The organism is Nonomuraea sp. NPDC004580 (genome assembly GCF_040609855.1).
GTDB classification, from domain to species: domain Bacteria; phylum Actinomycetota; class Actinomycetes; order Streptosporangiales; family Streptosporangiaceae; genus Nonomuraea; species Nonomuraea salmonea.
Genome location: NZ_JBEXLH010000025.1, coordinates 32220 through 43698 on the forward strand (window position 1 = coordinate 32220; position 11479 = coordinate 43698).

Sequence of the window (11479 nt, forward strand, 5' to 3'; positions counted from 1 at the left end):
TTTCGCGTTCTCTCCGGGTGGGTCAGTTGAACAGCAGGCGCAGCGAGAACGTCGCCTCGGTGTCGGTCTGGCTGCCGCTCAGGCCGACCGCCCGCAGCACCTCGGCGTTGGCCTTGTCGTCGCCCTGCATCGACGCGAGGTACAGCTTCTCGATCTTGTCCAGGTCGACGAAGATGGCGTAGTTGGCGTCGTCGGCGTTCGGGATGGCCGTCCGGAACGTCTCCGACTCGCCCAGCGTGCCCTCCTCGGCCAGCTTCTTCGCGTAGTCCTGGGAGGTGGCCACGGTGAAGACGCCGTCGCCGGCGACCTTGGCGATCTGCGGCGCGGGCTGGCCGTTCTGCGACATCGCGTTCAGCACCTTGTCCACGATCGCCTGCGCCTTGGCCGCGTCGGTGGCGACCCGCACGCCGCCCTTGATCTGGTTGGTGTCCAGGCCCTCGCTGTCGACGGCGACGGTGAAGTTCTTGCCGACGACGGTGGCGAGGTCACCGGGCAGGCTCAGCCCGAACTGGGTCTTGACCTGCTGCAGCATCTGCGCGACCTGGGCGCCGCCGGTCGCGCTCGCCTGCTTCTCGATCTCGGCCCACTGCTTGGTGAGCACCTGGTCGAGGCCGGAGATCGAGACGGCGCCGGCCGTGGTGGCGGGCAGCGTGCCGATGTTCGCCTTGGGCAGGTCGCCCTCCGGGGCCATGCCCTTGGCGCCGCGCACGACGCCGGCCAGCTCGACGTAGGCGCTGTCGAAGCGCAGCGCGCCGGCGAACCTGGCGTCCTTGACCTGGTCGAGCATCGCGGTCTGGTCGGCCGGGACCTCCTTCTTGGCGAGCTCGATCAGGCCGCCCATGGAGGCCCAGAACGACAGCACGCCCTGCTCTCCGAGGGCGCCCATGTCCTCGCTGAACCCGGCGTTGTCCGACAGGCTGCCCTCGGCCTGGGCGTACTTGGTGGCGAGGTCCTGGGTCGGGGTCAGCAGCGCGTAGTCGTCGCGGAAGGCGATGCCGTACTTGTCGTTCTCCATGATCTTGGCGATGCCGGCCTTGGCGGCCTCCTCGTCCGTGATCTGGATGGCCACCGCGAAGTCGGGCTGCGTCTTGCCCGACGGCATGGCGGCGAAGCCGACGCGGCTGCCCAGCCAGGGGTCCACGTCCTTGGCGAAGTCGATCTTGCTGTCGCCGTCCTCGTTCAGCAGGTCGAACAGCGCCTTGCGCGGGTCGTCCCCGGTGAAGGAGTCCTTGGTGGCGGTGAACTTGCTCGCGAGCTGGAACAGCGCGACCTTCTGGTTCGCGGCCGGGTCGAGGTCGAGGCGGGCGTAGGCGATCGCGTCGGCCGGCAGGACGTCGCTCGGCTGGGTGCCGCCGCCGCCGAGTGCGCCCACGGCCCACACCGCGCCGCCGCCGAGCAGGACGACGGCCAGTGCCGCCGCCACCGCGATGATCCAGCTCTTGCGGCCCTTCTTGGCGGGCTCCGCCGGGCCGAAGCCCTCAGGACCCTGCTGCTGCCAGCCCTGCTGTTGCCAGCCGCCCTGCTGCGGGCCCTGCTGCGGGCCCTGCTGCTCGTACTGCCAGCCCTGCTGCTGCTGGTCCCAGCCGCCCTGCTGGGGGTACTGCTGCTGGGGCTGCTGTTGCCAGCCGCCCTGGGCCTGCTGGCCGCCGTACGGCTGCTGCTGCTGAGGGGGCTGCTGGCCGTACTGGGGGTTGTAGGGGGGCTGCTGGCCGTAGGACGCCTGCTGGCCGTAGGCCCCCTGCCCCTGAGCCGGCTGCTGCCCGTAAGGCTGCTGGGGAGGGTAAGGCTGCCCCGGATACTGCGCCGCCGGCGCGCCCTCCGGCTGCTGCCCCTGGTTCCAGTTGTACGCCGTGGTCCGGTCAGGATCCTGGCCATAGGGGGGATTGTTAGCAGACATCACTCAACTCACAATGTGGACTTTTGACCACAGAGAAGGTAGCTGATGTTGCTAGACGGGCGCTTGCAATGTACTGAAGTTGCGATTAGACCCGATTCAGCTCTTTTCTCAGGACATCGATGTACACCTCCCCTCCTCCGTAATCGACGACGTTGTCCCACGGGACGAACGTGCACCCCGCGTACACGACCCGGGCGAGCAGCTGTGACAACCACGCCGATCGGCCCTGGCGATCACGGGTGAGCCCGAGCAGGAACGGCGCCCGCAGGCCGGAGACGACGAGGCCGTAGACGGTGTGGCTCTGCTGGAGCTCGCCCTTGTGCCTGACCACGCGGATGTCCACCACGAAACCGACCCACACCCCGTTGGAGTCCCAAACGGACTGACCGATGAGTTCGGTGACACTTGCCATGATCAAACGTTGTCAGCCGAATCACGTTTTCGCAGGTAGGCGCGCTGATGGGCGAATGCTCTAGCATGTCTAGAACATAGTTCGGACATGAGGCGGGACTGATGACGAAGTTCGACGAGGCGACGCAGGCGATCAGGGTCGACGAGCACACCTATGACGTCTGTCTCGATCCCGGATACGCGATCGGCGGGCCGCTCAACGGCGGTTATCTGATGGCCGTGATCCTGCGGGCAGCGGTGGACGCCTCGCCGTTCGAGCATCCGGTGAGCACGACGGCGCAGTTCCACAAGGCGCCCGTGGCCGGTCCCGCGCAGGTCGTCGTTGAGCCGCTGAAGGCGGGCAGGACGGTGGCGTTCGCGCGCGCGAGGCTGGTGCAGGACGGCGTGACGCAGATCGAGAGCCTGATCACGACGGCCACGTTGCAGGACGTCGAGCCGATCTATGCTGACGAACCGGCTTTCGAGATGCCGCCCGTCGAGGAGTGCGCCAAGCTGCCCGACCCCAAGCCCGAGTCGGGCATGACCCTCAACGCCCAGATGGAGCTGCGCTTCGACCCGCCCACCATCGGCTGGCTGCACGGCAAGCCCAGCGGCAGGCCCGAGTCGCGGGCGTACTTCAGGATGGCCGAGCCGCAGGACGCCGACCCGTACGTGCTGGCGCTGGCCGTGGACGTGCTGCCGCCGGTCATCTTCTCCTCCGGCTCGCGGGGCTGGGCGCCCACCGTGGACCTCACCTGGCACCTGCGCGCCCTGCCCGCCCCCGGCTGGCTCACGCTGCTCGGCAGCGGCCGGCTGGTCGCCGACGGCTGGTTCGACGAGGAGGTCGAGGTACGCGACTCCACCGGCCGCCTCGTCGCCCAGTCGCGCCAGCTCGCCCGCGTCGGAAGAGGCTGAAGGTCGGCCTGTGACCAAGGCAACACCGCATCATGCTCATGTGTCGCAGGTGTGAGCATTCTTACGCAGTGCTGATCGTGCAGGTCGCCTACCCTCAAGAGCGTGCCGGACGCGAGCATTGGGATCTTCGACAGCGGGGTGGGCGGACTTACGGTCGCGCGAGCGATCATCGACCAGCTGCCCCACGAGTCCATCACCTACGTGGCCGACACGGCCCGCCAGCCGTACGGGCCGAAGCGCATCGCTGAGCTGCGGGCGTACGCGCTGGAGGTCATGGACCACCTGGTCGAGCAGAACGTGAAGATGCTCGTGATCGCCTGCAACAGCGCCAGCGCGGCCGTGCTGCGCGACGCTCGTGAGCGGTACGACGTCCCGGTCGTCGAAGTGATCATGCCGGCCACGCGGCGGGCGGTGCGCGCCACCCGCAACGGCAAGGTCGGCGTGATCGCCACCAGGGCCACCATCGAGTCCATGGCCTACCACGACGCCTTCACCGCCGCCCCAGACGTGCAGCTCACCGGCGTGGCCGCCCCGCGCCTGGTCGAGTACGTCGAGCGCGGCGAGACGATGAGCGACGAGCTGATCGAGGCCGTACGCGGCTACCTGGAGCCCGTCAGGGCCGCCGGCTGCGACACGCTCATCCTCGGCTGCACCCACTACCCGCTGCTCGCCGGCGCGATCTCCTACGTCGCCGGCGAGGGGGTCACGCTCATCTCCAGCGCCGACGAGACGGCCAAGGACGTCTATCGGATCCTGCACGACCGCGGACTGGCGGCAGGAGGCGAGGCCACCCCCCGGCACCGTTTCCGCGCCACCGGCGACTCTTTGCTCTTCGCCCGGCTCGGGCGGCGTTTCCTGGGGCCGGAGATCGACGCGGTCGAAGTCGCACCAGTGGGGGGTACTACCTTTAACGGGAGGCCCACATGAAGGTGACCATCGTCGGGTGCTCGGGCAGCTACCCCGGGCCCGACAGTCCCGCGTCCTGCTACCTCCTCGAGGCCGACGGGTTCAGGCTGGTGCTCGACCTCGGCAGCGGCTCGCTGGGCGCGCTGCAACGCCACATCGGCCTGTACGACGTGGACGCGATCTGCCTGTCCCACCTGCACGCCGACCATTGCCTCGACATCTGCGGCTACCACGTGGCCAGGACGTACGGGCCGGCCGCGCCCTACCCGCTCGTCCCCGTCTACGCCCCGGCCGACGCGCCGAGGCGGCTGGCGGGCGCGTACGGCATGCCGGAGGAGCCCGCGCTGGAGACGGCCTTCGAGTTCGTCCCGCTGCGTCCTGGCTCGTTCGAGATCGGCCCGTTCACGCTGACCGCCGGCCTGGTGAACCACCCGGTCGAGGCGTACGGCTTCCGCGTCGCCAACCGCGGCAGGAGCGTCGCCTACTCCGGCGACACCGGCGAGTCGCAGGAGCTGGTCAAGCTGGCGACGGGCACCGACCTGCTGCTGTGCGAGGCGTCGTTCGTCGAGGGCCCCGACCTGCCGCCCGGCCTCCACCTGACCGGCCGGCAGGCGGCCGAGCACGCCGCGAAGGCGGGCGTCGGCCGGCTCGTGCTGACCCACCTCGTGCCGTGGAACGATTCGGCGACCGTGCTGGAGGAGGCGTCGGCGGGCGGCTTCGCGGGGCCCGTCGAGCTGGCCCGCAGCGGCGCCGTCTACGAACTGGCCTGAGCCCGGCCCGTTCGCGAGCCCGTCACTGGTGAGGCCGTGCGTCGGCGAAGTCACGCATCCGCGGCAGCGGCGAGAACAGCAGCGGCACGAACGCCACCGCCCTGCCCACCATCAGCAGCCACAGCGCCTGCCGCACCCCGATCTGCTGCGCCACGATGCCCCCGAGCAGCGCGCCCAGCGGCATCACGCCCCACGTCACGAACCGCACGGACGCGTTCACCCGGCCGAGCAGGTGATCGGGGGTGACGGTCTGGCGATAGGTGCTCTGGCCGACGTTCGACATGGCCGCGGCCCACGAGATCCCCATCGAGGCGAGCGCGAAGCAGACCACCCGCCAGTCGGGCTCGGTCAGCGGCAGCAGCAGCCCGAACGGCGCCCCGACGGCGGTGGCCACCAGGGTCGTCCTGGCGCTGCCGAACCTGCGTGACAGCCATCCGCCGGTCAGGCCGCCCAGCACCCCGCCGATGCCGCCGGACATGAGTAAGGCCCCGACAGCGCCCGGGGCCAGCTTGACCGTCTCCGCCAGGAACAGCACCGACAGGCCGAGCACGCCGCTCACGCACAGATTGCCGAGCGCGGACGAGGCGCCGAAGGCCCGCATCAGGCGGTCCTGCCACACGTACGCCAGTCCTTCCTTGATGCCCCGCAGCATCGGGCCGCGCTCGGTGTCGGCCGGCGGCTTGTCCGGCACCTTCACCGTGGACAGGAAGAACACTGACGCGAGCGCCCCGAGAGCGGTGGTCAGGACCGTCCGGGGCGCGCCGAGTAACTGCACCAGCGCCCCGCCCACGCCGGGGCCGGCGAGGAACGCGCTCGCCCGTACGGTCTCCAGCTTCGCGTTGCCGTCGCTCAGTTGCGTGGTGCTGACCAGGTTGGGCAGGTACGTCGAGTCGGCCACGTCGTTGAACACCTGCGAGACGCCCGCCAGCAGCGCCACCACGAACAGCAGCTCGATGCTGAGCAGGTCGAGACCGGCCGCCAACGGGATGCTGCCGAGCAGCACGAACCGCGCGAGGTCCGACGCCATCATGACGCGGCGTTTGCGCAGCCTGTCGACCCACACCCCCGCAGGCAGGCCGAGCAGGAGGAACGCCACCGTCTGCAGCGACGACAGCAGACCGACCTGAGCCGGACCGGCGTGCAACGTCATGACCGCGACGAGCGGCAGCGCCACACGCGAAATGTTCGCTCCGAGTTCGTTCGCGGCGTGCGAGCTGAGGAACCGGAGGAAGTCAGGGTTACGCAACACCCCCGTTGTCATTGCGTAAGGATCCATGTGGCGGACACATTTGGTCAAGCGTGCGGTGGCGCGGAGATAGGGTGATCTGTATGTCCCGACAGGATGGCCGCAGTATGTCCCGACAGGATGGCCGCAACCCTGACCAGCTCCGTCCCATCACCATCACCCGGCAATGGCTGGCCCACGCCGAAGGATCGGTGCTGGTCGAGTTCGGCGGCACCAAGGTCCTGTGCGCGGCGTCCGTGCAGGACAGCGTGCCTCGCTGGCGCAGGGGCAGCGGCCAGGGCTGGGTTACGGCCGAATACGCGATGCTGCCGCGGGCGACCAATACCCGTAACGATCGCGAATCGGTCCGCGGGAAAATCGGCGGCCGCACCCACGAGATTTCCCGGCTGATCGGTCGGTCGCTGCGGGCCTGCGTCGATTACAAGGCGCTGGGGGAGAACTCCATCCTGCTCGACTGCGACGTCCTGCAGGCAGACGGCGGCACCAGGACGGCCGCCATCACCGGCGCCTACGTCGCGCTCGCCGACGCCGTCGCGTGGATGCGCCAGCGCCGCATGTGCCCGGGTGAGCCGCTCATCGGCTCCGTCGCGGCCGTGTCCGTCGGCGTGGTCGGCACCGTCCCGATGCTCGACCTCTGCTACGGCGAAGACGTCGCCGCCGAGACCGACATGAACGTCGTGATGACCGGCGACGGCCGCTTCGTCGAGGTGCAGGGCACCGCCGAGGGCACACCGTTCGACCGGGGCGTGCTCGACCAGCTCCTCGACCTCGCCGTCACCGGCTGCGCCGAGCTGACCCTGCTGCAGCAGGAGGCGCTGGCGTCATGAAGATCGTGCTGGCCACCCGCAACGCGGGCAAGATCGCGGAGCTGCGCCGCATCCTCGACGGGTTCGACATCGTCGGGCTCGAAGAGTTCCCCTCGATCGGCGAGGTCGCCGAGACCGGGGTCACGTTCGAGGAAAATGCCCTGCTCAAGGCGCACGCCGTGGCCCAGGGCTCCGGCCTGCCCGCCGTCGCCGACGACTCGGGGCTCTGCGTCGACGTGCTCAACGGCATGCCCGGCGTCCTCTCGGCCCGCTGGGCCGGCCGCCACGGCGACGACCAGGCCAACCTTGAGCTGCTGCTCGCCCAGGTCGCCGACGTGCCGGACGACAAGCTCACCGCCCACTTCGCCTGCGCCGCCGCCCTGGCCCTGCCCTCGGGCGAGCACCGCGTCGCCGGCGGCACCCTGCCTGGCCGCCTGATCAAGACACCCCGGGGCACCAACGGCTTCGGCTACGACCCGATCCTGATCCCCGAGGGCGAAGAGCGCACCACAGCGGAGATGGCGCCAGAGGAAAAGGACGCGATCAGCCACCGCGGCCGCGCCTTCCGCGCCCTCGCTCCCATGGTCAGAACCCTCCTCACCACCTGACCCCACCAGGCCTTCGTGCTTTCGGCGGTGATGGGGTGGCTTTTCCACCCCACCCGGCCTTCGTGCTCTCGGCGGTCGGTTCCTGTGGGGCGATCGCTTTGCGGCGTTCGCGGTTGATGCGTTGCCGGAGACGCCGTCCGCAATAAATCCATTTGTCGGTCACGACAGCCCGCTGTCAGTATGAGGGTCCATGCGTCACCCTCTTGACACGCTGGACTGGCCGATCTTCACCGAGCGGCTGCTGTTGCGCCGGGCTGCCCCCGACGACGTGGACGCGACGTGGGCCTTCCGGCAGCTGCCGGAGATCCACGAGTGGATCACGGCCGCCACAAAGACCTACGCCGACTACCGCGAGCGCTTCCTCCGCGAAGAGCGCCTCGCGGACCTGCTCATCGTCGAACTGGACGGCCGGGTGATCGGCGACCTGATGCTGAGGGTCGAGGACGCTTGGGCTCAGGAAGAGGTCGCTGACCAGGCAAAGAACGTCCAGGGAGAGCTCGGGTGGACGCTCGATCCCGCCCACGGCGGCCAGGGCTACGCCACAGAAGCGGTACGCGCCCTCATCGACATCTCCTTCAGGCGTCTTGGCCTGCGCCGCCTGCACGCGGACTGCTTCTATGACAACGAACCCTCGTGGCGGCTGATGGAGCGGGTCGGGATGCGCCGCGAACAGCACACGGTGAGAGACTCACTCCACCGCACCAAGGGATGGCTCGACGGTCTCTCATACGCGCTCCTGGCCGAGGAATGGCCCGCTCACGAGTGAACACGGCGGAGACGTTGGGGAGCCCTCGCCGCTCCTGACCCCTCCGGCCCCGCGCTCATGGCGGGCCTGCTGCCTGGTGGTCGTGGGGGGTGGCCTTCCTGGGCTCGTGGCACCCGTAACCATCGCGTAAGAAACCTGCCGCGTGCGGGGGCGTAGCGTCGGGTTGTGATGAGGAATGTGCGCGTTCCCGCTTGGGCGGGCTGGCTTGTGGGGCTGGTGTCGGGTGGTGTGGCTCTCGGGGTCGCGCAGCTCGTGGCCGGGGCCGTCGGGCCCGCGGCGTTTCCCGTGGTGGCCGTCGGAGATGCCGCTGTGGACGCGGCGCCCGCGCCGCTCAAGGATTTCGCCATCGCCGCGTTCGGCGAAAACGACAAGGCCGTGCTGGTCGGTGGCGTGCTGGTGGTGCTGGCCGTAGTGGCGGCGTTCATCGGGGTGCTGGCCAGGCGTCGGCTCAGCCTGGGGTTCGCCGGGTTCGCGGTGTTCGGGGTGGTCGGGCTGCTGGCCGTGCTCACCAGGCCCGACACGGGGGTGCTCGACCTGCTGCCCACCGTCGTGGGTACGCTCGCCGGCGCGTGGGCCCTCAGATGGCTGCTGCGCCGTGCCACCACGTTCACCCCCGCCCTGGCCTCCGCCTACGATCGGGCTCCCCAGCCCGCGATGGTGCCGGGCGCATCTGTGGACGACGAGGACGCGCGGCTCGAAGAGGCGCCCGAGGAGGGGCCCGCAGAGGGGCCGGAGGACGGGCCCGAGCGTCCGGCGGTGATGCGGGCCGGTGGCTGGGTGCCCGAATTCGACCGGCGGCGGCTGCTGACCGGCGTCGCCGGCGGCGTGGTCGTGGCGGGCGCCGCGACCTGGCTGGGCCGGGAGTTCGGCGGCCGGCAGGCGGTGGACGCCGCCAGGACCAGCGTGGCCCTGCCCAAGCCCGCCACCCCGGCAAAGCCGCTCCCCGCGGGCGTCGACTTCAAGCTCCCGGGCCTGTCGCCGTTCGTCACGCCGAACAAGGACTTCTACCGGGTGGACACCGCGATCGTCGTCCCCCAGGTGGACCCGAACGACTGGACGCTGCGCATCCACGGCCTGGTCGATCGTCCCGTCGAGCTCACCTACGCCGACCTGCTGGGGCGCCCGCTCACCGAGGCCGACGTGACCCTGACCTGCGTCTCCAACGACGTGGGCGGCCCGTACGTCGGCAACGCCCGCTGGCTGGGCGTGCGCATGGCCGACGTGCTGCGCGAGGCGGGCCTGCGTTCCGGCGCCGACATGCTGCTGTCCACCTCCGCCGACGGCTTCACCTGCGGCACCCCGGTGGACGTCGTCATGGACGGCCGCGACGCGCTGTTCGCGATCGCGATGAACGGCGAGGCGCTCCCGGTGGACCACGGCTTCCCGGTACGTCAGGTGGTGCCCGGCCTGTACGGGTACGTCTCGGCCACCAAGTGGGTCGTGGACATCAAGGTGACCAGGTTCGACGAGGACGAGGCGTACTGGACGCCGCGCGGCTGGGCCGCCAAGGGCCCGATCAAGACCCAGTCGCGCATCGACATCCCCGGCTACGGCGACCGGCTCAAGGCGGGCCGCACCACGATCGCCGGGGTGGCCTGGGCGCAGCACACCGGCGTGGACGCCGTCGAGGTGCGGGTGGACAGCGGCCAGTGGCGGGTGGCGAAGCTGGCCGAGGTGCCGGGGCCCGACACCTGGCGGCAGTGGTCGATCGACTGGGACGCGACTCCGGGCGAGCACGCGATCCAGGTACGCGCGACCGACGCGGCCGGGCGTACGCAGACCGACCAGCTCGCCCCGCCGGCCCCCGACGGTGCCACCGGCTGGCACACGGTCACCGTGCAAGTGAGCTGAGGTATGCCCCGTTCGCCCAGGTAGAGCCCCCAGCTCGGACGGGGAATCTCGCCGACTTCGCCCCCTTGTCACCGCGTCGCCTCTACGATCGTTCGTTGAAGCATGACAGGAGGCAGGCCGTGTTCCGCGAGCACAAGCCGAGTGTCCGATGGGTTCTTCCAGATGGCCGATACAACCCCGTCGTGGCCGACGGGATGCGGTGGCTCGACTACGAGCACGCCGCCGAGAGCGATGCCGACTCGCCTGCAGCCCCCTCTGACGAGTCTTCCGCAGGATCCTCGGCAGCGTCCTCAGCCGCGTCCTCGGCAGGGTCCTCGGCAGGGTCCTCGGCAGGGTCCTTCGCTGCCGAGCCTCTGATCGCTGCCGAGGACGGTGACTGGTTCGACGGGCCGCACCGGCCGCCCAGGCTGGCCGACAGCCGCCCGTACGGCGTGCCGGGCGGGCTCGCGCAGCCCGACCCGCAGGTGGAGCGGGACCTCGCCGAAGCCGTACGCGGCGGCGCCCGTTTTCCCGACCCGCGCGGCACCTGGGTGCGCCTGGTCAACGGCGGCGGCCCGGCCGACGACCCGTTCCGGGCCTCCAACGCCGCCGACTGCGCGCTGGCCGTGCTGTCCACCTGGCACGGCGAGCCCGCGGCGGCCGCGCCCCGGCTGCCCGAGTACGACCGGATCGGCCGCCCTGTGCTGACCGGCGAGCAGGGGAGCGTGGCCAGGATCGAGAGCTGGGTGGGCCACCGTCTCCAGTACGCCGGGCAGGGACGGCACGCCTACCCGATGATCGCCCACCGGCTCGTCGAGGCCGGCCATGGGGCGAGCGCGGTGATCGTGGTGCGCTGGCCGGGCGGCGGGAGTCACGCCTGGAACGCGGTCAACTTCGACGGCGAGGTCATCTGGATCGACGCGCAGCGGGGTCACATGTCGGTCGAGCCGCCGTACCGGACGGTGACCGGGGTGTTCTGCGTGATCCTTGACCGGTGGGGGCGTCCGCGATGAACCTGGACCAGGCCAGGGCGCTGGCCGAGGAGTACTTCAACGGGGTGCGCCCGCCCGGGGAAGCGGTCCCCGTGGGCGTCTACGGCTTCGAGGGCGGCTACGTCGGCTGGGTCCGCGACCTGGAGCCGGACGACCCGGCCAGCCTGCCGGAGACGGCCGGCGGCGCCTGCATCGTGATCGACAGAGCGACCGGCGAGGTGGTGGCGCGCCCGCTGCTGGACGTGGAGACCGTCGCGGAGTTGTGGCCCGGCCGCACCCCTCGCTGACCACCCGAAGGGTGTGAGGTGCGCGGGCGAGGCCGGGCGTCGCCCCCATCGGACGCCCGACCTGCT

12 protein-coding genes are annotated in these 11479 nt (G+C 70.5%); 9 read left to right on the forward strand and 3 right to left on the reverse strand.

Going from position 1 to position 11479, the window contains the following annotated elements:
* Nucleotides 1–22: 22 nt before the first annotated feature.
* A complete protein-coding gene (locus ABZW11_RS24755; protein ID WP_355421262.1) occupies nucleotides 23–1897 on the reverse strand; it encodes a DUF3352 domain-containing protein in 1875 nt (624 codons plus the stop codon).
* Nucleotides 1898–1982: 85 nt separating this feature from the next.
* The gene (locus ABZW11_RS24760; RefSeq protein WP_355421265.1) at nucleotides 1983–2309 is read right to left on the reverse strand and encodes a hypothetical protein; all 327 of its coding nucleotides are present in this window, start codon (nucleotides 2307–2309) and stop codon (nucleotides 1983–1985) included.
* A 101-nt stretch (nucleotides 2310–2410) separates the two neighbouring features.
* Between ABZW11_RS24760 and ABZW11_RS24765 the strand changes: the two genes are divergently transcribed.
* The 3 genes from ABZW11_RS24765 to ABZW11_RS24775 all read left to right on the forward strand — a co-directional run bounded on the left by ABZW11_RS24765 (nucleotide 2411) and on the right by ABZW11_RS24775 (nucleotide 4878).
* On the forward strand, nucleotides 2411–3202 hold the full coding sequence (locus ABZW11_RS24765; RefSeq protein ID WP_355421268.1) for a thioesterase family protein: 792 nt from the start codon (nucleotides 2411–2413) through the stop codon (nucleotides 3200–3202).
* A 102-nt stretch (nucleotides 3203–3304) separates the two neighbouring features.
* Nucleotides 3305–4129 (forward strand): glutamate racemase, encoded by an 825-nt coding sequence (gene murI, locus ABZW11_RS24770; RefSeq protein WP_355421271.1) that lies wholly within the window; start codon nucleotides 3305–3307, stop codon nucleotides 4127–4129.
* Nucleotides 4126–4878, forward strand: a complete 753-nt coding sequence (locus ABZW11_RS24775) for an MBL fold metallo-hydrolase (protein WP_355421274.1) — start codon at nucleotides 4126–4128, stop codon at nucleotides 4876–4878. The genes murI and ABZW11_RS24775 overlap by 4 nt, the downstream gene beginning before the upstream one ends.
* A gap of 22 nt (nucleotides 4879–4900) precedes the next feature.
* On the opposite strand, the gene ABZW11_RS24780 is transcribed toward ABZW11_RS24775, so the two are convergent.
* A complete protein-coding gene (locus tag ABZW11_RS24780) occupies nucleotides 4901–6154 on the reverse strand; it encodes an MFS transporter (RefSeq protein WP_355421277.1) in 1254 nt (417 codons plus the stop codon).
* A gap of 77 nt (nucleotides 6155–6231) precedes the next feature.
* Here ABZW11_RS24780 and rph point away from each other — a divergent pair, with 77 nt between their 5' ends.
* The 6 genes from rph (at nucleotide 6232) to ABZW11_RS24810 (ending at nucleotide 11413) form a co-directional block, all read left to right on the forward strand.
* Complete coding sequence (rph, locus tag ABZW11_RS24785) at nucleotides 6232–6951, forward strand: ribonuclease PH (RefSeq protein ID WP_355421280.1); 720 nt, start codon at nucleotides 6232–6234, stop codon at nucleotides 6949–6951.
* The gene (gene rdgB, locus ABZW11_RS24790) at nucleotides 6948–7538 is read left to right on the forward strand and encodes an RdgB/HAM1 family non-canonical purine NTP pyrophosphatase (RefSeq protein ID WP_355421282.1); all 591 of its coding nucleotides are present in this window, start codon (nucleotides 6948–6950) and stop codon (nucleotides 7536–7538) included. Before rph ends, rdgB begins: the two co-directional genes overlap by 4 nt.
* Before the next feature lie 190 nt (nucleotides 7539–7728).
* Nucleotides 7729–8304 carry a GNAT family N-acetyltransferase gene (locus ABZW11_RS24795; RefSeq protein WP_355421285.1) on the forward strand — a complete coding sequence of 192 codons (576 nt, stop codon included), beginning with the start codon at nucleotides 7729–7731 and terminating at the stop codon, nucleotides 8302–8304.
* 177 nt (nucleotides 8305–8481) lie between these two features.
* Entirely contained in the window at nucleotides 8482–10155 is a 1674-nt protein-coding gene (locus tag ABZW11_RS24800) for a molybdopterin-dependent oxidoreductase (protein ID WP_355421288.1), read from the forward strand.
* A 182-nt stretch (nucleotides 10156–10337) separates the two neighbouring features.
* A complete protein-coding gene (locus tag ABZW11_RS24805; RefSeq protein WP_355421291.1) occupies nucleotides 10338–11147 on the forward strand; it encodes a toxin glutamine deamidase domain-containing protein in 810 nt (269 codons plus the stop codon).
* A complete protein-coding gene (locus ABZW11_RS24810; RefSeq protein WP_355421294.1) occupies nucleotides 11144–11413 on the forward strand; it encodes a hypothetical protein in 270 nt (89 codons plus the stop codon). The genes ABZW11_RS24805 and ABZW11_RS24810 overlap by 4 nt, the downstream gene beginning before the upstream one ends.
* Nucleotides 11414–11479 lie beyond the last annotated feature (66 nt).

Coding starts and splice junctions, on each gene's coding strand:
- ABZW11_RS24780 (WP_355421277.1), bottom strand. CDS start 6,154: ATGGATCCTTACGCAATGACAACGGGGGTGTTGCGTAACCCTGACTTC.
- ABZW11_RS24810 (WP_355421294.1), top strand. CDS start 11,144: ATGAACCTGGACCAGGCCAGGGCGCTGGCCGAGGAGTACTTCAACGGG.
- ABZW11_RS24755 (WP_355421262.1), bottom strand. CDS start 1,897: ATGTCTGCTAACAATCCCCCCTATGGCCAGGATCCTGACCGGACCACG.
- rdgB (WP_355421282.1), top strand. CDS start 6,948: ATGAAGATCGTGCTGGCCACCCGCAACGCGGGCAAGATCGCGGAGCTG.
- ABZW11_RS24760 (WP_355421265.1), bottom strand. CDS start 2,309: ATGGCAAGTGTCACCGAACTCATCGGTCAGTCCGTTTGGGACTCCAAC.
- ABZW11_RS24795 (WP_355421285.1), top strand. CDS start 7,729: ATGCGTCACCCTCTTGACACGCTGGACTGGCCGATCTTCACCGAGCGG.
- ABZW11_RS24765 (WP_355421268.1), top strand. CDS start 2,411: ATGACGAAGTTCGACGAGGCGACGCAGGCGATCAGGGTCGACGAGCAC.
- ABZW11_RS24775 (WP_355421274.1), top strand. CDS start 4,126: ATGAAGGTGACCATCGTCGGGTGCTCGGGCAGCTACCCCGGGCCCGAC.
- rph (WP_355421280.1), top strand. CDS start 6,232: ATGTCCCGACAGGATGGCCGCAACCCTGACCAGCTCCGTCCCATCACC.